Origin of the sequence: Pseudomonas sp. TTU2014-080ASC (genome assembly GCF_001446935.1) — a bacterium.
Lineage (GTDB): Bacteria > Pseudomonadota > Gammaproteobacteria > Pseudomonadales > Pseudomonadaceae > Aquipseudomonas.
In genome coordinates this window covers 149232-171557 of sequence record NZ_LKKK01000001.1, presented here as the reverse complement: position 1 = coordinate 171557, position 22326 = coordinate 149232, and the positions used below count along the sequence as shown (strand labels likewise).

Genomic DNA, 22326 nt, shown 5'->3' with positions numbered 1-22326 from the left:
GGGATGGCGTGTGCGTCTAAATGGGTAGGCGCACTCAGGTGTTCAGTTATGTAGTGGGGAATGCCAGCGTGGCCCAAGAGCTCTATACTCGTACCAACCAAAAGATCTTTTATGCCGGCCTGGCTCTTGAGTCTTGGCGTAAGGCGGAGCAAGCGCATAATCTCAATGCACTTGCGGTGATACAGGCAGAGCGCGAGTCGGCTCTGTTCCATCTGTATGGCGCATTGCTTGGGCTATGCCATGAAATTGCAGGTTATTACCGTTTGCCTGGGTATGATGCGCCGCGTGCAGAATCATTCTTGCGCCCGGACGTGCTTGAGGCTGCGCCGAGTCAGGAGCTTGGAGAACTGGTTGAATTGGCTCAATCTCCTGAAAGCTGGCTGGCGAACTTGTTAAGAGCTTATAACCAGATGTTCAGACCTCCGCAGCCTGCCCGAGAAGGTAAGGTGGACCCGGCAGCAGCGCTGATCAGTGTGGTTTCGCTGGATGAGGCTGAGCAGCTTCTTGATCATGAAACGCTGGAAATGTGGCGGCAGCAATTAAAGGGGCTGGCCCAGCGTTTTCGTCAAACCTTAAGCGAGTGGTAAGGCTTGGGCGTACCGACGGGCTAGGGGGGACTCTATCTGGCTGGTACACTATTGGCCTTTCGTGGAGAGCTATTTCAAATGCCAACGTCATTTCTGGAAATTGTCGAGCTGCCGGATGGACGCATTGCATTGCGTCGTGCAGAGGATGAAGAGTCTCTGGTTGTGCTGGATTTTTCCGCAGATGCCAAAGCATTTTTACAAGGTCAGCACCTTGAGGTTGCCAAAGCCATGCTTAATGTAGGCGTGCAGATGGCTGGCCGATTGGCCGAAAATAACTTCCAACAGGAAGAAGAAACTCCGCGCGTTTTGCACTAAGTGCTGTGTGCGTTGGGGCCCTTCAGCTCAGACTGAATGCCGAGTGCAGGTTACGGGGCGCTATGAGTGCGTAGTACCTGCCACTGCAAGCACCTGACTAGCCCAAGCTAATATTCAAGCTCTGAGCTTTGCCGGAACGGGCTGCGCGCTCAAGTTGGTTGCGTGCATGGCTTGGTAATGGGTGTAACCAGCTTATAACTGTATGGCTACGCCCCAGTTTTAATGCCTCCTCAGCCAGCGCTAGTGAACTTTGGCTGCCGCGAGGGCGTAGCAGCAGAATTTTCTCTTGATTGAGACCGGACTGACGTAGCCAGCTGTGGGTCAGGCTGGTTGGCGGGGCAATGAGCGTAAGCCAGCGCTCGTCTTGATTGTCACTGAGGGTTTTGAGTATAGGGGCAAGCAGTGTCAGGCAGTGTCCCGCTGAGCCGCGTAGCGAAATTTCGCTGAATGAGCTCTGTGTGTCGGCAGCTGGCTCGGTTTCAGAATCCTCAAGCCAGTCTGCGGCGGCGGAGGCGAACAGGCTGTCAAACAGTCGCAGTTGTGGGCGGTTCAGTGGTAGCGGGAACTGCATGCTGACTCCTTTAGCGGCGGATGACGCCGACACTTAGTCCTTCGATCACCAAGTCCTGTTCTTCCAGATTGACCTCAATAGGGGCGAACTCGGGGTTTTCTGCAATTAGCCAAACGGTGTTGCCTTCGCGTTTGAATCGTTTGACTGTCACTTCGTCATCGATTCGGGCTACAACCACTTGGCCATTGCGGGCTTCGCGAGTGGTGTGCACAGCAAGGAGGTCGCCATCAAAGATACCGATATCTTTCATGCTCATGCCGCGCACGCGCAGAAGGTAATCGGCTTTAGGGTGAAAGAAGTCAGGGTTGATCTTGCAGGAGTCTTCAATGTGCTGTTGGGCCAGAATGGGTGAGCCTGCAGCGACCCTGCCGATTACCGGCAAACCTTCTTCATCGCTATTGTTGGGTTCAAAACCCGGGATGCGAATGCCGCGAGACGCGCCTGGTGTCATTTCGATTGCGCCTTTACGGGCTAGCGCTTTGAGATGCTCCTCGGCTGCGTTAGGAGACTTGAACCCCAGCGCTGTAGCGATTTCTGCGCGTGTAGGGGGATAGCCGTTGTCTTCTAGGCACTGCTTGATAAAGGCGAGAATTTCCGCCTGGCGTGGCGTCAGTTTTAGCATGGTCATCTCTGTCTTTTTGTACAGTGACTGGGATTATATACAGTATTGGCTTGTTGGCAATCCTCCTTCATTCCTGGCTACTGTTCCGTCCTGAATAAGCACGGGCGTTCTGTGTAACTTGTAATGTGATCTGATCGTCTATTTTGCTTAGAGTAAAATTGTCGATTTAGCAGTGAAACGGCGGGTTGGCTTGACAATCCCATTAACTGAAACGTATGTTTCAAACAAGTGTTTGCTAGATGATATTTTATGGCCCAGTCGGAAACTGTCGAACGTATTCTTGATGCTGCAGAACAGCTTTTCGCAGAGAAAGGCTTCGCTGAGACTTCGCTGCGTTTGATAACCAGCAAGGCAGGGGTGAACCTTGCCGCGGTGAACTATCACTTCGGCTCTAAGAAGGCGCTGATTCAGGCGGTATTTTCCCGTTTCCTCGGGCCATTTTGTGTCAGCCTAGAGCGAGAGCTGGATCGTCGGCAAGCCAAGCCTGAGTGCAAGCTGAGCCTTGAGGATTTGCTTGAGCTGTTGGTTGAACAAGCGCTTTCGGTGAAACCGCGCAGCGGTAATGACTTGTCCATATTCATGCGTTTGCTGGGGTTGGCGTTCAGCCAGAGTCAGGGGCACCTGCGCAAATACCTTGAGGAGGTTTATGGCAAGGTGTTCCGCCGTTACATGCTTCTTGTCCATGAGGCGGCTCCGCGTATTCCGCCTTTGGAGCTCTTCTGGCGCGTGCACTTTATGCTTGGTGCTGCGGCCTTCAGTATGTCTGGCATCAAAGCGCTACGGGCTATGTCCGAAAACGATTTCGGTGTGAACACCTCAATTGAGCAGGTCATGCGCCTAATGGTGCCATTCCTGGCAGCCGGAATGCGTTCTGATACTGCTTTGAACGATGAGCAGCTGGCCAATGCGCAACTCAAGCCGCGTAATAAAGTTGCTGTACAGACCGGGAAAGTCTGACACGCGTGGATGGGCTAGCTTGGCTTGATCCGTTAAGCTAGCCGCCATGCCTAATCTCGATCTACTCCATATTTCAATCGCTGATCAGCAGCTTTATGGCTTTGCCGATGGTGTATTGACCTTTCGTACTGCCGTTTCTACTGCGCTCAATGGCGTGGGCGAGAAGAATGGCTCTGGCTGTACGCCTCGTGGTCGCTTTCAAGTCCGTGCACGGATTGGCGGCAGTTTGCCCGCTGGTGCGGTGTTGCGTGGGCGGCGCTGGACAGGTGAAGTTTGGTCGCCCGAGCTGCATGCTCAATACCCGGGGCGTGACTGGATTCTGTCGCGTATTCTCTGGTTGAGTGGTTGTGAGCCGGGGCGTAATCGACTGGGCGATGTGGACACATTCCGCCGTTATATCTATCTGCATGGGACACCGGACACTGAGCCAATGGGCGTGCCTCTGTCTCATGGGTGTGTGCGTCTGCGTAATGATGCGTTAATTGAGCTGTACGACCGAGTTCCGGCACATTGTGCCGTGCAAATTGAAGAAGCAGCCTGCCCGCAATGGGCGGCCGCAGCGCTTGAATAAGGAATTCCTGTGAGTGTAACCCTGCAAGGCTCTCTGATGCTGGACATCGCTGGGACATGGCTGACTGCAGAGGATCGAGCGATCCTGCGTCAGCCTGAAGTGGCTGGCCTGATTCTGTTTGCGCGCAATATTGAGGATCCGCGTCAGGTGCGTGAGCTGACTGCGGCTATCCGTGCTGTCCGTCCTGATGTTTTGCTGGCAGTGGACCAGGAGGGTGGCCGGGTGCAACGCTTGCGTAACGGCTTTGTGCGCATCCCAGCTATGCGTGCGTTGGCGGATAACCCCAACGCGGAAGAACTCGCAGCGTTGTGCGGTTGGGTGATGGCAACCGAGGTATTGGCGGTTGGCCTTGATTTGAGTTTTGCTCCGGTGCTGGATCTCGATCATCAACGTAGTGCAGTGGTCGGTACGCGCTCGTTTGAAGGTGATCCGCAGCGGGCGACTGCATTGGCCGGTGCCTTCATTAGTGGGATGAATGCTGCAGGCATGGCAGCCACAGGTAAGCACTTCCCAGGGCATGGCTGGGCTGAAGCAGACTCTCACGTTGCAATTCCGGTCGATGAGCGCAGCCTGGAACAGATTCGTGCTGTCGATCTGCAGCCATTCGCCAAGTTAAGCCAGCAACTGGCAGCGGTGATGCCGGCCCATGTCATCTACCCGCAGGTTGACAGTCAGCCTGCAGGATTTTCGCGCCGCTGGTTGCAAGAGATTCTGCGTGGCGAGTTGAACTTCAACGGGGTGATCTTCAGTGATGACCTGTCCATGGCCGGTGCTCATGTGGTGGGGGATGCGGCCAGTCGTATTGAGGCGGCTATGTTGGCCGGTTGCGATATGGGGCTTGTGTGTAACGATCGGGCCTCAGCAGAATTGGCGCTCAGTGCGATGCAGCGACTCAAGGTGTCACCGCCACAAGGGCTTGCGCGTATGCGTAGGCAGGCGTTTCCGGGGATTGATTATAAGAGTGACCCGCGCTGGTTGCAGGCCATTTCCCGGCTGCGGGAAGCACACTTAGTTGTGTGAGGGTTGATCAAATCAAAGGGCGCCTAGAGCGCCCTTTGATTTATTGGTCAGACTATTTATCCGGGGTGAGGAGTAGGCGGCGGCTGCCATAGGTCTTGTCGAGGTTTTCTGAGCGGAAAGGAAAACTCATGTAGCTACCTTTGAGCCAGGCATCAATCCCGTCTGCGTAATGTTTGCTGGCAGGGTTGCCAGACTGGCCTGAGCTGTTAAGTCCGATCATGGGCTCTGCACGGCCGAAATCGACAATGATGCGCATGGCTGGAATCAGCCAGGTGTCGAAGTTGTCGCCCCACTCGTAAGCAGCTACGTTGAGGGTGCCGTGGTCGCCTCCAGCAGCATAGGGGCCACGATCCAGATAGCCTTTGATGGCGTTAATGCTTGCACGCTGGCTGGAGCTGAGGGATGGGGCTAGTTTGCTCGAGTCGCTTGCCCAGGTATACGTGTGCAGCTTGCCCCACTGCCAGGCGCTGCGGTCAGCGCCGAGGCGATTTTCCAGCAGCGTTACTGCACCCGCGAGACTGCGGGCGAGAATGGCGGGTTTGTCTTCTTTTTGCGCGGTGTGGGTGTCGTCCCAGAAGGGGCTGTCTTCACGGCCCAGCAGGTGATCCGCCTGCGCGGAGTAGGAACTATTGGCTGTGTCGACCAGTGCCTTCCAGGCTGGACTTGTGTCCGGTCCGAGTTCGTCGAGGAAGGTGTCGCGGGCACTTTGATACAGGAAGGCGCTGTAAAGCGCTGCATCTGCTGAAGTTGCAGACATTCTGCCGTCAAATTTGCTGATACGGCTCAGCGCCTCTTGGGCTTTGTGGCGTTCTGCCAGGGGCAGAGCATCAATAGACGCTTTCAGGCTTTCTGCCATGCCTGGTGCGCTGAACATGCGCTGCAGTTTGGCCACAAACGGCGAGGTTTGATCGTACTGCATGGCGATTGAACTTTGAGTGTCATGGCGGCCACTGTTTGCCAACTGCTCAATACGCTCAGCTCGTTCCGGGTAGAACCAGGAGTTGGACAGTTGCATGCCATACCCTTTGGGCACGGTGCGGTGGTTGGCTGTTCCCAGCCAGCCTTGGGGTGGGTCCTGATCATAGGGATGCAGCATAGGGTCGGCGTAGCCATCCCACTCATATTCGCTGTTCCAGCCGGGTGATGGCATCAGGCCTAGACCTGCTCGACGGTTGGGATAGCGCCCGGTGACTTGCCAGCCAATGTGCTCCGAGTCGGCGAAGACAATATTGAGCGGGATGGCGCGGACCTCACGGGTGGCCTCAAAGGCTTGTTCCACGGACTGTGCGCGGGATAGATCGAACATTGCATCCAGGGTTTTATCGCCATTCATCTCTGGCGTTTTTAAAGCAACCCCATAGCCGCTGTTCAGCGGCAGCGGTTGTAGCATGTGTTTGCGCTCGCCCAGCACTGAGTTCAGCAGCGGGCCGTGGCGGGTCTCAAAAATAGTCTCGCGGATTGGCCGCTCACCTTTAATGAAGAAGGTTTCCTGACGCTCTTTAACAGGCAACCATTTGCCATCTGCCAGGTAGTACAAGCGCCCATTTTCACGGCGCACCTGCTCCAGGTAGAGGTCTTGTGTATCCCCCATGACCATTGTCATGCCCCAGCCCAGCTTGCCATTGAAGCCAGCGACAACTGCTGGAACCCCGGCAATCGAAACACCGGCAGCGTTAAATTTCGGCGAGCGGATTTGTACAAAGTTCCAAGCTGAAGGCATGGAGAGGGGAAGGTGGGTGTCGTTGGCAACAATGCTGCGGCCACTACGGGTTTTAGCCGGGGCGAAGGCCCAGTTGTTGGACGCGGCAACGCCGAGCATATGGGCGTCGGCAAATTGGCTGACGGCTTGGTTCAGGCCAGAAAGCCCGGCTAATTGGCCAGTGAGATTAAGCCCTTTGAGCTTTTCCGCTTCAGCAAAAGGCAGGGGCTCATCAGGATAGGTTGGTAGCAGCCAGGCAACTTTGTCTGCGCCGACCTTTTGTGAGAGCACCAGTGCTGCAACTTCTTCCTGCAGATTGACCGATAGACCGAAATTCATCAGGCAGAAGATAAGCACCGAATCTTCTGCCTTCCAGTAAGCCGGACGGTAACCCGCCTCAGCTAGGTCCATTGGTAGTTTGTCGCGGTAGCGGAAGAGGTAGGCATTTACGCCGCGGGCATACACCTCAAAGAATTGTTTCAAGCGAGGTGTGGCATTTTTGTAGAGCACCTCGGCACTCTGCCGGAGGTTGACGGAGCGCATAAACCGGTCAATGTCCAGCACGCCTGGACCTGCCATTTCGGCCAGGCGGCCTTCGGCCATCAGGCGCATGCCGACCATTTGGCTTAGACGGTCGCTGGCATGCACATAACCCAGTGCAAAGAGCGCATCGTGGAATGTGGTGGTTTCAATCAGTGGCATACCAAGTGGGTTGCGACGCACGACTACACTGTTGGCCAGCCCTTTGATTTTCACAATGCCCTGATCCGGGTGGACACTGTCGCTGTAACGGCTGTTGAGAAATGATTGGCAACCGGTAAGTGAAATCGATGCGGTCACAATGGCCGCTAGGCTTACACAGGCTATTGGACGAAATGCGCGCGCTAGCATGCAGCTGGCTCCTTACCGGGCGTGATCAATAAGTTGGTTACAGTTTAGGCGTGTATGGCTGGATGGCGTACGTTAGCCAGCTCAGCCAAGGCTGACAAGGCGTTGAAGCGACAGTTCAGCTCTTATTGTGGGGGTTGGGTAGGTGCTCGAGCAGCCAGCGTGCGGCTGTATGTGCGGCCTGTTCATGTTGGGCTTGCAGCTGTGCAAATAGCGCCTCGTAATCGGCGTGTTGTTCGCGGCTGAGTGCCTTCCAACCCTGGTGGGTTGGGATGTGGGCGGTAGCGCCATAAAGACGCTGAAAGATTTCACACTGACTGCTCTGGCTAAGCGCCAAATCATAATTATCGAGCAGGACTTTGATCCGAATAGCGCCCTCGATAAGCGGCAGCTGGCCGTCGAGCAGGCTGCTGGCGAGGATCTGCAAATCTCCGCGCAGCCGAATCTTTCGGCTTTGCTGGGCCTCTTTGTTTTGACGCTGTTGTATCCAGACCTTACGCCAGAGATGCAGCGCATAGCCCGCCAGGGCCACAATGATGAATGCGGCCAGGCTGAGAGCAGTCAGTGTGAGCGGGTTCATCGGCAGCTCAGGCGCCGTGGCATTTCTTGAATTTCTTCTGGCTGCCGCATGGGCAAGGATCGTTGCGGCCAACGTCCTTCAGTGCGTTGCGCACCGGCTCTTGTGGACCATGGTTGCAGTGAGGACCGTGGACATGGCCATGATCGTGATGGTGGTCGTGATCGTGGTTGCAGTCGGGGCCGTGGACGTGATGCTGGTTCATGCAAAGTTACTCCGGGATGTAATCTCCGGGAATTATCTCGCCATTGCGTGTCATGTGCACGCGTTGACCAAAAAACCAGCCGGTTTTAACTGAGCCTTTGAACTGATAGGGGATTGGGTGATCAGGCTCTTCAAGCGCTTTTACCACCTGGCGGACATGACGCCAGAGGTTGGTTCGCACTGGAACAGTAAAGGTTCGATGGCCGCGAGCCGGGACGCTGAGGGAAATATCGGCTTCGCCTTTGGTCAGCTCTACATTGTTCAGGGTGACCTGATATTCAAGCTGGCTGATGGGTAGACTGAAACCGTTGGGGTTATCAATGCGGAACTTGAGGTTGAATCGTTGCTCAAGGAGCTTGGCTCTGACCACTTCAACGTTGAGTAGGGTTATGTCCGGTGATTTCAGGTCGCCAGTAGAGGAACAACCAGCCAACCCACCGAATAGGCCAAGTAATAGTGCAAGGCTAAGTATTTGTAATGATTTTGCCTGTGAAAACATTGCAGCCCCCCGATGACCACTCAGTGTAACAAGCAAGCACGGAGCTGCAAGCTGTTGTTAGTTGAAATAATCTGCACCATAGTGACGCAAGACTAGGTCAGGAGTGTGACGATGGCTCGTTATGAAATTGCATTCAGTGCGCAATTGGTGCCGGGGGCTCAGCTCGAAACAGTAAAGGCTAATGTGGCCAAGCTGTTTCAGGCCGATGAGCAACGACTGGCGCTGCTGTTTTCCGGCCGCAGAATTGTGATCAAAAATAACCTCGATGAAGCTGGCGCTGAAAAATACCGTGTAGCCCTAGAACGCGCCGGTGCGTTGGTTGAGGTGGTGGACATGGACTCGCAGATCGAAGAGATCGTGTTGACAGCACCAGCACCAGCACCAGCACCAGCACCAGTAGCTGCGTTTGCTGCGCAGCCTGCTGCGACGGTGCAGGGCGAACAAGGGCGGCTTAAAGTCGCCCCCCGGGATGAGTACATGGCTGCATTCAGTGATGTCGATGCACCGGATTTCGGTATCGCTCCTTTGGGCAACGACTTGCAGGATGCTAAGCCTGAGGCGCAAGCCCCGGCAGTAGATTTAAGCCAGTTCAGTCTGGCTCCTGTCGGCAGTGACATGGGCGAGCTCAAGCGCGTGGGGTCGGTCGTGGTACCGGATATCACACATCTTAAGCTGCAAGAGTGATTGAGATTCTAAGCAGAGCACGGAGGCTCTGCTTGTCGGTTTAAAAGAACGCCGAGCAGCACTTCTTGAATTTCTGGCCGCTGCTGCAAGGGCAGGGGTCATTGCGACCAGGTTTAAGGTCTACCGTAGGATCGATGAAATACCATCGCCCCTGGTGCTCCACAAATGCTGAGCGTTCACGGTGGCTCTGTTTACCGCTTATATCCTGCCATTGCGCGGTAAAGGTGACCCAGGCGTGGGCCGGTGCCCCCTCAATCAGTGCTGTGTCCTCAACTTCGAGACCAAGCCAAGTGCTGCCCAAACTCCAGTTTTGAATAGCCTCACGGTCAAGACCAGACTGTTGCGCTGGTAGTGTGGTGGTAACCAGATAATCCACCAGTCCCAGTGTGTAGGCGCTATAGCGCGAGCGCATCAGGGCTTCTGCTGTCGGAGCGGCTGTACCAGCATGGTAGCGGCCGCAGCAGGTGTTCAATGTCAGCTGGCTGCCGCAGGGGCAGGTTGAGTTGTTCACGGGGTTACCACCAGTACTTGCCAAAATTTTCCGGGTTGGCCCAAAACTTGGCGTTGAGCCAGTCCGGTACCTGTTTGTAATCGAGTAGATCGTAAGTGAACAGGGTTAGGATCTGTTCGCCTCGATGGAAGCGTTCGCTGGCTTGCAGGGCGAGGGCGAAGAGATCCGTTTCTTTCCAGTCGCAGGCTTTCAGATCAACCAGTACGGCCATGCGACTCGCGTTGAGGTTGCGGATGCCGCCGAGAAGTTGCAGGGCGTCGCGTCGCTGCATGTGCTCAAGGCAGTCAACAAGAATGGCAAGATCGTACCGTTTTCCCGCTAATTCTGCGGGCAACTTCCCACTTTCCGCATGGGCGATATGACATTTTGGGTATGCCTGAACAAATGCCTCGATTGCCGGCAGGTCGCGGCTTCCCACGAGCAGTAGGCGTTCGGGTGAGTAGCGCGCCAGCAGCCCTGCTAAGGCTTGTTGAGGTGTTCTCTCTGATTGAGGAGCTGGCATGTGATTCCTTATTTGGTTCAGAAGCCCGGCAGGCTGTAGCAAACCAATCTGCTACAGGTGTACTGGTACGGAATGTGTAATTGTCTGGCGCATTTTAAAACTGGGGTCTTTACTTCGTCAGTATCGGCTTTATGCCGATTTACCAATAGGAGACACACAGATGAGCATTATCAGGAAAGCATTACCCCTGATCGCCGCCAGTAGCTTGTTGACAGGTTGTGCCGGCATCCAGAAAACAGATTGGCCGACTTGCGCTGTCGTTGGTGGTGTTGGTGGTGCTGCGTTGGGGGCAATTGAAAGTTCTGCGTGGGCAGGCGGCGGTGCCGCGCTGGGGGCTGGTATGGCCGCTGCATACTGCTGGGTTCATGGGGCAGAAGAGCAGGTTGCAGTAGCGGTTGAAGAAGTAGTTGAACAAGAGGTTGTCGTTGAGCAGGCTGAACCTGTTCGCGTCGAGCTCGATGTCAAATTCGACTTCGACAAAGCCCAAGTTCGCCAGGAAAGCTATGGCGAAATCAAAAATCTGGCTGATCTGCTCAACCAGTATCCGCAAACCACCACGGTTGTAGAAGGTCACACCGACTCTGTTGGTAGCGATGCCTACAACCAGAACCTGTCTGAGCGCCGTGCCAGCGCAGTACGTGATGTGCTGGTGAACGAGTACGGCGTGCCGTCTGACCGTGTCAGTGCCGTGGGGTATGGCGAAAGCCGTCCGGTGGCCGACAACGCTACCGCAGAAGGTCGCGCGGTTAACCGCCGTGTAGAAGCTGAGGTTGAGGCGCGCCCCTGATTGCCTGGCCCTTCTAGCTGCGTAGCAAAGCCAGCCCATACCGGGCTGGCTTTTTTATTTCGTCTGATTAAAGCCAGCTGTGTGGGCGCTGTAATAGCGCCCTGTTGGGGGGCGGTCGGGTTTAGTGTTGTGCTGGCGAGCCAGTTCTAAAGCGGTTAATGTTTCGGCCAGTTGGATGATTGAGTTGGTGTTATGAAAACCTTTTGGCTCCTTGGAAAACTGATAACGCTGCTCTTCTGGGGAGTTGTGCTATTCAATTTGTATCAGCCGCTTGCTCAGCCTTTTGAGTTGATGCTGCGCGTTGCGGGTGCAGCTTTGCTGGCCTTGCATGTACTGGAACTTGGCATCTTTAATCGCCAGTTAAAGGCTGCGCCCCGATCTTCATGGCAGCGCCTGCAGGTTGTGCTGTTTGGTGTGTTTCATGTGCTGGCCTTGCCTGTGCACAAAGCAGTGGCGGTTGAGCAGCCCGGTGAAGTGGCTGTAGATCCGGAGCTAAAAATAAAGGAGGAGGCTGGAAATGCGGAAAACCCTGGCGCTGGCACTGTTGTTCAGCCCGCTGACACTGGCTCAGGCGGCAATTGAGGTCAGCGCAAATTCAATGATGCGTTTGCCTGCAGTTGGCAGCGCGCTGAATGTGGATCGCCTGGAAGTGGCTGATAACGGCACGCTTCTGATCCCAGCTGGACTCACGGAAATTCAGATTGGCCAACTGATCCTTGGTCAGCAGGCGCACTTATCGATTGCACCAGGAGAGAGTCCGGTCCGCTTGCAAGTCGACAGCGCGACGTTGGGTAACAATGCGCTGATTTCCGCACGAGGCGCGCAGGGTACTTACACGAAGCCTGCGACAGCAGGGCGTAGCCTCACTCTGCGTCTGAATGAAATCACTGAGGGTGAGCTGGTTGTAGATGCTCGTGGCGGCAAAGGTGCGCCCGGGTATGCAGGGCTTGCCGGTGCTGATGGCAAACCAGGTGGGTGCACCTGGGGCCAGGCCAGTAAAGGCCATGATGGGTTGGATGGCGGCGATGGTCAGCCGGGCGGAGCGGGGGCTAAGGTTAGAGTTGAAGTGCCTGAAAGCTATCCGCTTGAGCAGGTCCGGGTCTTGGTAGCCGGTGGCGCCGGCGGTGAGCCAGGCCAAGCTGGTGAGGCGGGTAAGGGCGGGGCCAGTAAGGGTTGCCTGGTGTATAGCACTTCAGCTGCCGCTGCCGGTAAACCGGGGCAGAGTGGTCAACCGGGCTCTTCGGGGGCTGACGGGCAAGTCGATATTGTTCAGTTTTGAGTGCGGGCCCGCTAAACGATGTTAATCGCTTAGCGGGCTTGTTCTGTCAGAAGCTGGGGCGCGCAGCAGCGATGGCCACCAACAACAGGCCGAGCAGCAGATTGGTGCCGACCAAGCGACGAATTTTCCCCAGCGCTTCACCACCGGCAGGCCAGTTCTCGGCTTCAACCGCGCGGCGCAATGCTGGCAACTGAAGTACCTGTATGCGCAGGAAAAGCGCCAGCATCGCCAAATACAACCCCATCATGATGTGTACATAACGCGGAGCGCCGTGGAAGCCCTTGAACGACAAGTGCATCATGCCGACACCCGTTACCGGCAGCACGATAACTGCAGCCCACACCCAATAGAAGAAACGCGGGAATACTGCCAGCCATAGTTTCAGGCGCGAGGGAGCCTCCAAAGCGCTGACGGCAGCTGGGCGCAGTACCATCCAGGCGAAGAACATGCCGCCGACCCAGATTAGGGCGGCGAGTACATGCAGGCTGTAAGACATGGCATATGGAGTCATGAAGGTTCCTCTGAGGTAAGCGGTTCAGCGCGTTATCAATTAGCGCGCTATCATAGCCGCCGATTTCAGACACTGAAAATTTATCCAGCCTCCCGCGTCGCGTATTTCATGCTCAGTCCCGAACTAAAATCCCAGATTCAAGGCGCTTATAGCCGTTTCCTTGAAGCCAAGTCGCTCAAGCCTCGTTACGGCCAGCGTTTGATGATTGCCGAAGTCGCCAAGGTACTGGGCACCATTCAAACCGATGATGAAGGTCGCCGGGTTGGCGAACCGGCAGTTGTCGCGGTGGAGGCGGGGACGGGCACCGGTAAGACGGTGGCCTACAGTATGGCAACCATTCCGACTGCCAAGGCAGCCGGTAAACGGCTGGTGATCGCCACTGCCACCGTGGCGCTGCAGGAGCAGATCGTCCATAAGGACTTGCCGGATCTGATGCGTAACAGCGGTCTCAGCTTCAGCTTTGCCCTGGCTAAAGGGCGCGGGCGCTACCTATGCCTGTCCAAACTTGACCTCCTGCTGCAGGAAGGCCAGGCGCAGAGCGCGACTGCGCAACTGTTTGAGGAGGAAGGCTTCAAGATCGACGTGGACGAGCAGAGCCAGAAGCTGTTCAACGTCATGATCGAAAAGCTGGCGGGCAATAAATGGGATGGCGACCGTGACAGTTGGCCGGAAGAGCTGGATGACGCGCGCTGGGGGCAGCTGACTACGGATCATAGCCAGTGTACCGGGCGTCATTGTCCGAATTTCCAGCAATGCACCTTTTACAAAGCCCGTGAAGGCATGGGCAAGGTGGACGTGATAGTCACCAACCACGACATGGTTTTGGCTGACTTGGCTCTGGGTGGTGGTGCGGTGCTGCCGGACCCGCGCGACACACTGTACGTCTTCGACGAAGGCCATCATCTGCCGGACAAAGCCATCGGCCACTTCGCCCACTTCACCCGGCTGCGCTCCACCGCTGACTGGCTTGAGCAGACCGCGAAGAACCTGACAAAGCTCCTGGCGCAAAATCCGCTGCCCGGTGATCTCGGTCGCTTGATTGAGCAGATTCCTGAGCTGGCCCGTGAGATCAAAACACAACAGCAGTTCATGTTTGCGGCGTGTGAGCAATTGGCAGATTTCCGCGCTGGCGAGGATATGGAAGGGCGTGAGCGGCCTCGTCACCGCTTTCCCGGAGGCGTTGTACCGGAGCATCTGGTTGAGCTGGGCCTGGAGCTGAAAAAGGGCTTTTCCAAACTCACGGATCTGTACACGGGTATTGCCGACCTGTTGAAGGAGGCAATGGATGGCGAGGGTTCGGTGGGCATTGCCAGCCATCAGGCCGAAGAGTGGTACCCGCTGTTTGGCAGTTTGCTGTCCCGTGCTCAGGGCAATTGGGAACTGTGGTTGGCCTTCACTACGGAAGACCCGGATGAAAGTGCGCCGATGGCCCGCTGGCTGACCCTGGCGGACAGTGGCGCGCTGTACGACATTGAGGTCAATGCCAGCCCGATCCTGGCCGCTGAAACCCTGCGCCGCAACTTATGGAATGTGGCTTACGGTGTGCTGGTGACCTCTGCAACGCTAACCGCACTGGGTAGTTTTGACCGCTACAGGATGCGCGCGGGGCTGCCAAAGAATGCGGTGACTGCGGTGGTACCAAGCCCGTTTCACCATGCTGACGCGGGTGTACTGCGCATTCCTAATCTGAATGCAGACCCTCGCGATGTGCCTGGGCATACGGCTGCGATTGTTCGTGAGTTGCCAGCGTTGGTGGCCGGTTCAAAGGGCACGCTGGTGTTGTTCTCGTCGCGTAAACAAATGCAGGACGTGTTCGACGGGCTTGAACGCGACTGGCGTAAACGGGTGTTTATTCAGGGCAATCTTTCCAAACAGGAAACTCTGAACAAGCACAAGGCGCGAGTCGACAGCGGCGAGGAGAGTGTGTTGTTTGGGCTGGCCAGTTTCGCCGAAGGTGTGGACTTACCAGGTGCCTATTGTGAGCACGTGGTGATCGCCAAGATTCCGTTTGCCGTGCCCGATGACCCGGTCGAGGCGGCACTGGCGGAGTGGATTGAGGCGCGTGGTGGTAATCCGTTCATGGAAATTGCTGTGCCGGATGCTTCCCTGCGACTGGTCCAGGCTTGCGGACGATTGTTGCGTACTGAGGCGGACCGTGGCGTGATCACGCTGCTCGACAGGAGGATGGTCACGCAGCGCTATGGCAAGGCTATTCTCAATGCACTACCGCCGTTTCGCCGCGAAATCAGTTGATTCAACGGGAATCCTCTGGCGAATCAGTGAACGCCGCGAGCACAATGCGGTCAGCCATTTCATGTTCCTGATCACTGCATTTGCGCCAGTGGCGGATGAGGTATGCGCTTGAGGGAGTTTGTTGCGTGAAGTTCAGACTGCGGTTGCATGTATGTGCGTGGGTGTTGTTGGGGTGTGCGTCGGCCGTTGCTGCCCAAGATAAGCAAGAGCTATTCAACTTTGTCCGGCCGTTGGATGTCGTTCAGGTTGTCACACAGGACGCGGAATTGCCCGATCTCAAGGGCGAGGAGTCGCCGGGTGGTGAAGTGTTCCGGCGCGTGGTTTTTCAGTCTGCCAAGCAGCCGACTTTGCGCCTCACGCCACAGAGCGGTAGCTGGGACTGGTCCGACCAGGAAGCGCTTAGCGTGCGGATTCAAAACGCGATGGACTGGGATCTGACCTTGGATGTTGAGATTGAAAGTGGTGCAGGTCAGTTGCTGAAAAGCCGCCTCAATCTGCGCGCGGGACCCGCGCAAACGCTGCTAATCCCCTTGTATGAGACGTCGCCGCAGCGGCATGGCATGCGTGCTGGTGTGCCGATGCCGGTTCAATACGATGGGCGTCGAGTGTTGTTGGCCGAATCGGTGAACGGTGAGCTGGATAAAGCGCTGGTGCGCTCCGTGAGCCTGTCGGTGCCGAATCCAGATTCGGCGCAGAGTGTGCTGATCAGCCATGTTGCAGTGCAGCCCAAATCGCCTGAAGTGGCCATCTACCAAGGCATCGTCGACGCCTACGGTCAGTACACGAATGGCCGTTGGCCGGGCAAGATTCAGCGCGACGAGCAGTTGCAGCAGGCAGCTGCGGAAGAGGCCCTACAGCTTCAGAAGACTCTGGTGCGGGGAGATGAGCTGGATGCTTACGGTGGTTGGAAGACGAACACTCCGTTAACCAAAACCGGCTTTTTCCATACGGAAAAACGTAACGGCCGCTGGTTTTTGGTGACGCCGGATGGCAACCCGTTTTTCTCCCTGGGCGTCAATGCGGTTAACAGTGGGCAGAACGCTACTTACATCGAAGGCCGTGAGTCCATGTTCAGTGCCTTACCTAAAGAAGGGGAGGCTCTGGCCGCATTCTACGGTTCGGCTGATCACCAGGACGGCAATGGCTCTAATCGTGATAGGGCCTTTGCTAAGGGGCGCTGGTTCGATTTTTATGCGGCCAACCTGCAGCGTACTTATGGTCAGTTTGATCCGCTGGCGTGGCGGCAACGCAGTCAGGATCGCCTGCTAGCTTGGGGGTTCAATACAATTGGCAACTGGAGTGACCCGGAGTTCGCTGTAAATCCACGAGTGCCTTTTACGCTGCCGCTGTCGATCAGGGGGGATTTCAGCACCATCAGTACCGGGGTGGATTGGTGGGGGGCAATGCCAGACCCATTTGATCCGCGCTTTGCCATGGCGGCTGAGCGGGCTGTGGCGATTGCCGCTCGGGATGTGCGGGATAACCCCTGGCTGATTGGTTTCTTTGCCGATAATGAGCTTGCTTGGGCCGGGCCGGCTGAAGATCCCAATGGCCGTTATGCGTTGGCCTATTCGACATTGCGCCTGACCACCGACGTTCCGGCCAAGCGCGCCTTCCTCAAACAGTTGCGGGATAAGTACCGTAATCAGGATGGACTCTCCAAGGCCTGGGGCATCCAGCTGCAGGCTTGGGAGCTGATGGAAGACCCAGGCTTTGAAGCGCCGCTGCCAAGCCCTGAATATCCGGCCATTGAAGCAGACATGCAGGCCTTTTTGAGCTTGTATGCGCAGACCTACTTCAAAACCATCTCTGAGTCGCTTAAATGGCATGCGCCTAACCATCTATTGTTGGGCGGACGCTTTGCCAGCAGCATTCCGGAGGCAGTGAGCGCCTGCGCTGCCATCTGTGACGTGCTCAGCTTCAACTTCTACACCCGTGAGCCGCAGCAAGGTTACGACTTTGAGGTGCTACGTAAGCTGGATAAGCCTTTGATGGTCACTGAGTTTCACTTTGGTTCCCGCGACCGAGGCCCATTCTGGGGTGGAGTGAGTGAGGTGTACAAAGAGGCTGAACGCGGTCCTGCGTATGCCCAGTTCCTCAGCAAGGCTCTAGAAGAGCCGCAGATTGTGGGCGTGCACTGGTTCCAGTATCTCGATCAACCAGTGACCGGAAGGCTACTGGATGGCGAGAATGGCCATTTGGGGCTGGTAGCCATAACTGACCGGCCGTGGGATGAGTTCGTTAAGTCGGTGCAGCGCAGCAACCGCCAGGCAGTGCAGACCTTAAAACAGCAACTTGAAGGTACGGCGGCTGCCAAACCGTGATGCAGTGTGCCCGGAAACGTGCGTCGTTTTCGGTTGTGCCTTAGGGCATACAGATTACAGGAGTAAGGTGAGTGCAGATTCAGGGCTATTTTGATCTTCGTTTTGAGGCGTTGCGCGATGCTTTTGCGGCGCTGTTTGAGAATCCTCAGGAACGTGGCATGGCGCTGTGTGTGATGGTGGGCGGCGAAACCGTGGTCGACCTCTGGGCCGGAGTAATGGACCGCGAGGGGCAGCAGGCCTGGCACAGCGACACCATCCTGAATCTGTTTTCCTGCACCAAAACCTTCACCGCTGTGACAGCCCTGCAGCTGGTTGCTGAAGGTATGTTGGAGCTGGACGCTCCGATTGCCCGTTACTGGCCAGAGTTTGCGGCCGCCGGTAAGGAAAAAATCACCCTGCGTCAGCTGTTGAGTCATCAGGCGGGCTTGCCTGCATTGCATGATCTGCTGCCGCCTGAGGCCCTCTACGACTGGGAGACTATGACGTCGGCGCTGGCCGCTGAGCAGCCATGGTGGACGCCGGGAACTGGCCATGGCTATGCGCCAATCACTTACGGCTGGCTGGTGGGTGAGGTGTTGCGCCGGATTGAGGGGCGCGGGCCAGGTGAGTCGATTGTGGCGCGTACGGCAAGGCCGCTGGGGCTGGATTTCCATGTTGGCTTGGCTGATGAGGAGTTTGAGCGGGTTGCGGTGATCACCCGGGGTAAAGGCAATCTGGGCGACGAAGCGGCGCAGCGGTTACTGAAAGTCACCATGAGCCAGCCAGCGGCCATGAGTACGCGTGCATTTACTAATCCGCCATCGGTAATGACTAGCACCAACAAGCCCGAATGGCGGCGCATGCAGCAGCCTGCGGCGAACGGACATGGTAATGCCCGCAGTTTGGCAGGCTTCTATGCGGGCTTGCTTGATGGCAGCTTGCTGGAGAATGACATGCTGACCGAGCTGACCCGCGAGCATGCGGTAGGTGAGGACAAGACACTTATGACCTCAACTCGCTTCGGTTTGGGTTGCATGCTGGACCAACCTGATGTACCTAATGCAACTTATGGTTTGGGGCCGCAGGCGTTCGGCCATCCGGGAGCAGGTGGCTCAATCGGTTTTGCTGATCCTGAGCGGGACGTTGCATTCGGTTTTGTGACAAACAATCTGGGACCGTTCGTCTTGATGGACCCTCGGGCACAGAAACTGGCGCAAATCCTAGCTGCCTGTTTGTAAAAAGCTCAGCTAAACTGCTAGGCAACTTATTAAGTATTGGCCCTAAGGTCTTAAATTCTTTCTTCTTTCTCTAATAGTGAATTCATGATGCCAGCCTATAAAACACTCGCACTCACTCTCTGCCTGCTTGTCAGCGGTTGCAGCTCCATGGATTTAGGCTCCTTTAAATTGAGTTCGCTGGGTTTTGGAGACTCGAAGGATGAAAAACCGCAAGTTGTAAAAATGCCTCCGCCTGCCGTGACCCAGGCTCGTCTTGACGACTACGAACCTAAAGTTAAAGAGGCTATCAAAGGCACTCACTTTGAATACGAGCGTCGCGAAAACATCCTGGTGATCACTGCGCCGGTTCAGGGAGCGTTTAACCCTGATCGTCCGAATATGATGCTGCCGTCCATGCTCGGGCCGCTGACTCGCATGGCAAAAATGGTTGAGAGTGACGACACCATTGGTGTTCTGATTCTGGGTCACGCCGATAGCAGCGGCGATGCCAAAACGAACCTTGAACTCAGTGAACAGCGTGCCCGCGCTTTCACATCCATTTTCCGCATGAGTGGCCTCAAGCAGAACCGTCTGACATCGCGCGGCCTGGGTTCTGTGGCACCGCGTGCTGCTAACGACAGTGCGCAAGGCCGTGCACTTAACCGCCGCGTTGAAATCATGCTGACCTCCAAAGACACTCTCAATGCGCTGATTGCCCAGTACAGCCAGCCGGCTGCGGCTCCGGCAGCAGTGGTAGCAGATGTGAAGAAGGCCGCAGATAAAAATGCCAAGACGGTGGCCAAGGCCGAAAAGCCTGTCACTCGTTAATGAACTGAGGCGGATTGCCTCAGATCAAGCTAAATCGCGCGCTCGCGGTTAAGCTAGGCACATTCAGGAGGATGTGCCATGACTCAGAAATTGGCGGATATGCGCCGCGACTACACCCGAGACGGCTTGAGTGAAGCAGATGCTCCACTTGAGCCGTTTGCGCTTTTCCAGAGCTGGTTTGCCGATGCGGTTAAAACCGAGCAGCTCCCCGTAGAACCTAATGCAATGACTCTGGCGACCGTTGACGGAAATGGTCGCCCGCATTGTCGTGTCCTGTTGCTAAAAGCGCTGGATGATCGCGGCTTTACCTTCTTCACCAACTACGAAAGTGCGAAAGGGCAACACCTGGCTGGCAGCCCCTTCGCGGCTATGACGTTCTTCTGGCCGACGCTGGAGCGCCAGGTGCGCATCGAAGGCCGGGTTGAGAAGGTCAGTGCTGAGGAGTCTGATGCCTACTTTCAGGTTCGCCCGCTGGGCAGCCGCCTGGGAGCCTGGGCCTCTCCACAAAGCCGTGTGATTGACGGTCGTGCAGAGCTTGAAGCGCTGCTGGCCGACACTGAGCAGCGTTTCCTCGACACAGCGCCTCATTGCCCTCCGCACTGGGGTGGATACCGGTTGCTACCTGAGCGCATTGAGTTTTGGCAGGGGCGTGCTAGCCGTTTGCATGATCGCCTCAATTATCGTCTTGAAGCCGGCGTGTGGAAGCGGGAGCGCTTGGCTCCCTGAGTGGGATCCCGCAGCCGGCGGTAGCGGCTGCGCAGCTAGCTATCCGTGATTGCTTATTCGCGATAGTGCTCAGCGGCCTCTTGCAGCCATGCAGGCAGGTCGCTGCGCTTGATCCTCTTAGCTTGAGCCTCTCGCAGACGTTCCAGCATATACGCGCGTTTCTCTGCCGACTCTCCTGCATGAGACAGCGCCAGGTCGCGGTCCATCCAGCGCTTTATGCGCACATAAATCCACCAGTGGAAGTACAGTCCCGTGACGGTGGTGATAACAACAATGAAATAATCCATAACGCTCCCCAATCAAGCCCGGTAGCTTACGGCATGTCTGGCTGGCGGTTGAAGGCGCAGCAATGTCGCAGTGCCCGCTGTGCCGTCGCAGTGTTGTATTAATTGCACCGGCTACTCAGGGATGAACAACGCGCATGAGGTGGTTGATGAAAGTGGTGATTGCCCCCGACTCTTTTAAGGAAAGCCTAGGGGCCGCGCAGGTTGCAGCGGCTATCGGTCGGGGCTGGAAAGCGGTATTTCCTCAGGCAGAGATTGTTCTACGACCAATGGCCGATGGTGGCGAAGGCACGGTAGACGCTGTGCTTTCAGCCATTGGGGGCGAACGGCGGGTTACAACTGTGGAGGGGCCGCTGGGCAAGCCGGTGGACGCGCATTGGGGTTGGTTGCCCGGTGGAACAGCGCTGATTGAGATGGCAGCCGCCAGTGGCTTGGCTCTGGTTGCGCCTGAACAGCGCGATCCTGGCCGTACCAGTACTTATGGCACAGGGCAGTTGATCAGTGCTGCACTGGATGCGGGAGCTCGTCATATCATTCTGGCCCTGGGTGGCAGTGCGACAAACGACGGCGGGACCGGCTTGTTACGTGCGCTTGGGGTGCGCTTTCTCGATGCGCAGGGCCAGACGCTCGCGCACGGAGGCGCGGCGTTGTCGGGGCTGCATCGGATTGATCGCAGTGGTCTTGATCCGCGTCTGGCTGATGTCAGCGTGCAGGTTGCTGCTGATGTCGATAATCCATTGTGCGGACCGTACGGCGCGTCTGCGGTATTCGGTCCGCAGAAGGGGGCATCGGCCGCCCAAGTAGAACAGCTTGATGATGCGTTGCGGCAACTGGCTGTGGTTGTGGCTACTGATCTGGGTAAAGACTTCAGTCAGGAACCAGGCGTGGGGGCAGCGGGCGGTTTGGGATTTGCTGCGCGGGCTTTTTTGAACGCTTGCTTCCGTCCGGGTGTCGAATTGGTGACCGAACTAACCGGTCTGGCGCAATCCATGGCCGGAGCTAATCTGGTTATCACGGGTGAAGGGCGTTTCGACGCTCAAAGCTTGCACGGCAAAACCCCGGTTGGTGTTGCCAAATTGGCGCAGTCCCATGGAATTCCGGTTGTGGTTCTGGCTGGCAGTTTAGGAGAGGGCTATCAGCAGATGTATCAGGCAGGAGTTGTGGCCGCCTTCAGTGTGGTACCCGGCCCGATGACGCTGGAGCAGGCCTGCGCAGATGCTGAGTACGAGCTTCAAGCCCGTGCCAGCGATATTGCCCGGTTATGGAAAATTGCCGGGTATCAGCCTGTTTAAACAGTATCCGGGCGATGGCTTAAGGTCGCAGTAAGTCGGGTATGAATCAGTAAGTCCAGGCGCGGCTTGCAGCCGCAAAGCCTGTGTGGAGATAAAAGATGCGTAAAGCGATTGTTGTGGCGGTTTCACTGGGTTCGCTGGCCTTGCTGGGCGGTTGTACGTCTAATCTGACTGGGGATTCTTATTCCCGGGAAGAAGCGCGGCAGGTGCAGACCGTGCGTTTGGGGACGATTGAGTCGCTGCGCCCGGTGAAAATTGAAGGTACCAAAACCCCAATTGGCTCAGGTGCTGGCGCCATTGTCGGCGGCGTTGCCGGGAGTGGTGTCGGGGGGGGCCGCGCCAGTGCCGTGGCTGCTGTGATCGGTGCCGTAGCAGGCGGGCTGTTAGGCGCCGCAACCGAAGAGGGCCTGACTCGGACTCAGGGCGTCGAGATCACTGTGCGTGAAGATGACGGCAGTCTGCGGGCTTATGTGCAGGAAGTGCAGGAAAATCAGATTTTCCGCGTAGGCGAGCGTGTCCGCATCATGACCGTTAACGGCACCAGTCGCGTTACTCACTGATGCATCAGAAAACCGGGTCAGCGCTGGCTGATCCGGTTTTTTATTAACTTTCCCAAATAAACCAGTGGCTTAGCGGTGC

25 protein-coding genes and 1 pseudogene are annotated in these 22326 nt (G+C 56.5%); 16 read left to right on the top strand and 10 right to left on the bottom strand.

Features of this window, described 5'->3' with window-relative positions; all coding sequences use genetic code 11:
• Positions 1 to 68: 68 nt before the first annotated feature.
• A complete protein-coding gene (locus AO726_RS00810; protein WP_058067054.1) occupies positions 69 to 587 on the top strand; it encodes a DUF6586 family protein in 519 nt (172 codons plus the stop codon).
• Between the two features lie 78 nt (positions 588 to 665).
• Positions 666 to 902 (top strand): hypothetical protein, encoded by a 237-nt coding sequence (locus AO726_RS00805; RefSeq protein ID WP_058066154.1) that lies wholly within the window; start codon positions 666 to 668, stop codon positions 900 to 902.
• A gap of 97 nt (positions 903 to 999) precedes the next feature.
• Here AO726_RS00805 and sulA read toward each other — a convergent pair whose 3' ends face one another.
• Both sulA and lexA read right to left on the bottom strand, forming a co-directional pair.
• Positions 1000 to 1473, bottom strand: coding sequence for an SOS-induced cell division inhibitor SulA (gene sulA, locus AO726_RS00800; RefSeq protein ID WP_058066153.1), 474 nt, complete (start codon positions 1471 to 1473; stop codon positions 1000 to 1002).
• Between the two features lie 10 nt (positions 1474 to 1483).
• Positions 1484 to 2095, bottom strand: coding sequence for a transcriptional repressor LexA (gene lexA / locus AO726_RS00795; RefSeq protein ID WP_058066152.1), 612 nt, complete (start codon positions 2093 to 2095; stop codon positions 1484 to 1486).
• Between the two features lie 249 nt (positions 2096 to 2344).
• On the opposite strand from lexA, the gene AO726_RS00790 reads away from it, so the two are divergent.
• Genes AO726_RS00790 through nagZ form a run of 3 tightly spaced genes read left to right on the top strand, consistent with a single transcriptional unit; the run spans position 2345 to position 4643 of the window.
• Entirely contained in the window at positions 2345 to 3052 is a 708-nt protein-coding gene (locus tag AO726_RS00790; RefSeq protein ID WP_058066151.1) for a TetR/AcrR family transcriptional regulator, read from the top strand.
• Between the two features lie 46 nt (positions 3053 to 3098).
• Positions 3099 to 3623 (top strand): L,D-transpeptidase, encoded by a 525-nt coding sequence (locus tag AO726_RS00785; protein WP_058066150.1) that lies wholly within the window; start codon positions 3099 to 3101, stop codon positions 3621 to 3623.
• Positions 3624 to 3644: 21 nt separating this feature from the next.
• Positions 3645 to 4643: a beta-N-acetylhexosaminidase gene (gene nagZ, locus AO726_RS00780; protein WP_177330535.1), complete on the top strand. Its 999-nt coding sequence runs from the start codon at positions 3645 to 3647 to the stop codon at positions 4641 to 4643.
• Between the two features lie 52 nt (positions 4644 to 4695).
• On the opposite strand, the gene AO726_RS00775 is transcribed toward nagZ, so the two are convergent.
• The 4 genes from AO726_RS00775 to AO726_RS20820 all read right to left on the bottom strand — a co-directional run bounded on the left by AO726_RS00775 (position 4696) and on the right by AO726_RS20820 (position 8510).
• A complete protein-coding gene (locus AO726_RS00775) occupies positions 4696 to 7233 on the bottom strand; it encodes a penicillin acylase family protein (protein WP_058066148.1) in 2538 nt (845 codons plus the stop codon).
• A 115-nt stretch (positions 7234 to 7348) separates the two neighbouring features.
• Positions 7349 to 7810: a DUF2489 domain-containing protein gene (locus tag AO726_RS00770; protein ID WP_058066147.1), complete on the bottom strand. Its 462-nt coding sequence runs from the start codon at positions 7808 to 7810 to the stop codon at positions 7349 to 7351.
• Between the two features lie 7 nt (positions 7811 to 7817).
• Entirely contained in the window at positions 7818 to 8012 is a 195-nt protein-coding gene (locus tag AO726_RS20825; RefSeq protein WP_082629021.1) for an SEC-C metal-binding domain-containing protein, read from the bottom strand.
• 6 nt (positions 8013 to 8018) lie between these two features.
• On the bottom strand, positions 8019 to 8510 hold the full coding sequence (locus AO726_RS20820; protein WP_082629020.1) for an LEA type 2 family protein: 492 nt from the start codon (positions 8508 to 8510) through the stop codon (positions 8019 to 8021).
• 111 nt (positions 8511 to 8621) lie between these two features.
• On the opposite strand from AO726_RS20820, the gene AO726_RS00755 reads away from it, so the two are divergent.
• Entirely contained in the window at positions 8622 to 9194 is a 573-nt protein-coding gene (locus AO726_RS00755) for a hypothetical protein (RefSeq protein WP_058066145.1), read from the top strand.
• A 40-nt stretch (positions 9195 to 9234) separates the two neighbouring features.
• On the opposite strand, the gene AO726_RS00750 is transcribed toward AO726_RS00755, so the two are convergent.
• Positions 9235 to 9705 carry a YchJ family protein gene (locus AO726_RS00750; RefSeq protein WP_058066144.1) on the bottom strand — a complete coding sequence of 157 codons (471 nt, stop codon included), beginning with the start codon at positions 9703 to 9705 and terminating at the stop codon, positions 9235 to 9237.
• A 4-nt stretch (positions 9706 to 9709) separates the two neighbouring features.
• Positions 9710 to 10207, bottom strand: coding sequence for a DUF6231 family protein (locus tag AO726_RS00745; protein ID WP_058066143.1), 498 nt, complete (start codon positions 10205 to 10207; stop codon positions 9710 to 9712).
• Between the two features lie 433 nt (positions 10208 to 10640).
• Between AO726_RS00745 and AO726_RS21365 the strand changes: the two are divergent.
• From AO726_RS21365 to AO726_RS00730, 3 genes and pseudogenes are all read left to right on the top strand, one after another.
• A pseudogene (locus AO726_RS21365) lies at positions 10641 to 10994 on the top strand (OmpA family protein); the annotation flags it as partial.
• Positions 10995 to 11186: 192 nt separating this feature from the next.
• Positions 11187 to 11576, top strand: coding sequence for a DUF1145 domain-containing protein (locus tag AO726_RS21550; protein ID WP_082629019.1), 390 nt, complete (start codon positions 11187 to 11189; stop codon positions 11574 to 11576).
• Positions 11512 to 12273 carry a hypothetical protein gene (locus AO726_RS00730; protein ID WP_058066141.1) on the top strand — a complete coding sequence of 254 codons (762 nt, stop codon included), beginning with the start codon at positions 11512 to 11514 and terminating at the stop codon, positions 12271 to 12273. Before AO726_RS21550 ends, AO726_RS00730 begins: the two co-directional genes overlap by 65 nt.
• Positions 12274 to 12319: 46 nt before the next feature.
• Here AO726_RS00730 and AO726_RS00725 read toward each other — a convergent pair whose 3' ends face one another.
• Positions 12320 to 12784 carry a CopD family protein gene (locus AO726_RS00725; protein ID WP_058066140.1) on the bottom strand — a complete coding sequence of 155 codons (465 nt, stop codon included), beginning with the start codon at positions 12782 to 12784 and terminating at the stop codon, positions 12320 to 12322.
• Positions 12785 to 12892: 108 nt separating this feature from the next.
• Between AO726_RS00725 and dinG the strand changes: the two genes are divergently transcribed.
• The 5 genes from dinG to pdxH all read left to right on the top strand — a co-directional run bounded on the left by dinG (position 12893) and on the right by pdxH (position 20111).
• Entirely contained in the window at positions 12893 to 15037 is a 2145-nt protein-coding gene (dinG, locus tag AO726_RS00720; RefSeq protein WP_058066139.1) for an ATP-dependent DNA helicase DinG, read from the top strand.
• Positions 15038 to 15174: 137 nt separating this feature from the next.
• On the top strand, positions 15175 to 17361 hold the full coding sequence (locus AO726_RS00715; protein WP_446737407.1) for a beta-agarase: 2187 nt from the start codon (positions 15175 to 15177) through the stop codon (positions 17359 to 17361).
• A gap of 71 nt (positions 17362 to 17432) precedes the next feature.
• Positions 17433 to 18578, top strand: a complete 1146-nt coding sequence (locus AO726_RS00710; RefSeq protein ID WP_058066138.1) for a serine hydrolase domain-containing protein — start codon at positions 17433 to 17435, stop codon at positions 18576 to 18578.
• A gap of 222 nt (positions 18579 to 18800) precedes the next feature.
• Positions 18801 to 19385: an OmpA family protein gene (locus AO726_RS00705; protein WP_241492033.1), complete on the top strand. Its 585-nt coding sequence runs from the start codon at positions 18801 to 18803 to the stop codon at positions 19383 to 19385.
• A 78-nt stretch (positions 19386 to 19463) separates the two neighbouring features.
• Positions 19464 to 20111 carry a pyridoxamine 5'-phosphate oxidase gene (pdxH, locus tag AO726_RS00700; protein WP_058066136.1) on the top strand — a complete coding sequence of 216 codons (648 nt, stop codon included), beginning with the start codon at positions 19464 to 19466 and terminating at the stop codon, positions 20109 to 20111.
• 53 nt (positions 20112 to 20164) lie between these two features.
• Here pdxH and AO726_RS00695 read toward each other — a convergent pair whose 3' ends face one another.
• Entirely contained in the window at positions 20165 to 20398 is a 234-nt protein-coding gene (locus AO726_RS00695; protein WP_058066135.1) for a hypothetical protein, read from the bottom strand.
• A gap of 146 nt (positions 20399 to 20544) precedes the next feature.
• On the opposite strand from AO726_RS00695, the gene AO726_RS00690 reads away from it, so the two are divergent.
• The gene (locus AO726_RS00690) at positions 20545 to 21687 is read left to right on the top strand and encodes a glycerate kinase (RefSeq protein WP_058066134.1); all 1143 of its coding nucleotides are present in this window, start codon (positions 20545 to 20547) and stop codon (positions 21685 to 21687) included.
• A gap of 98 nt (positions 21688 to 21785) precedes the next feature.
• A complete protein-coding gene (locus AO726_RS00685) occupies positions 21786 to 22247 on the top strand; it encodes an outer membrane lipoprotein (RefSeq protein WP_058066133.1) in 462 nt (153 codons plus the stop codon).
• Positions 22248 to 22326: the final 79 nt, after the last annotated feature.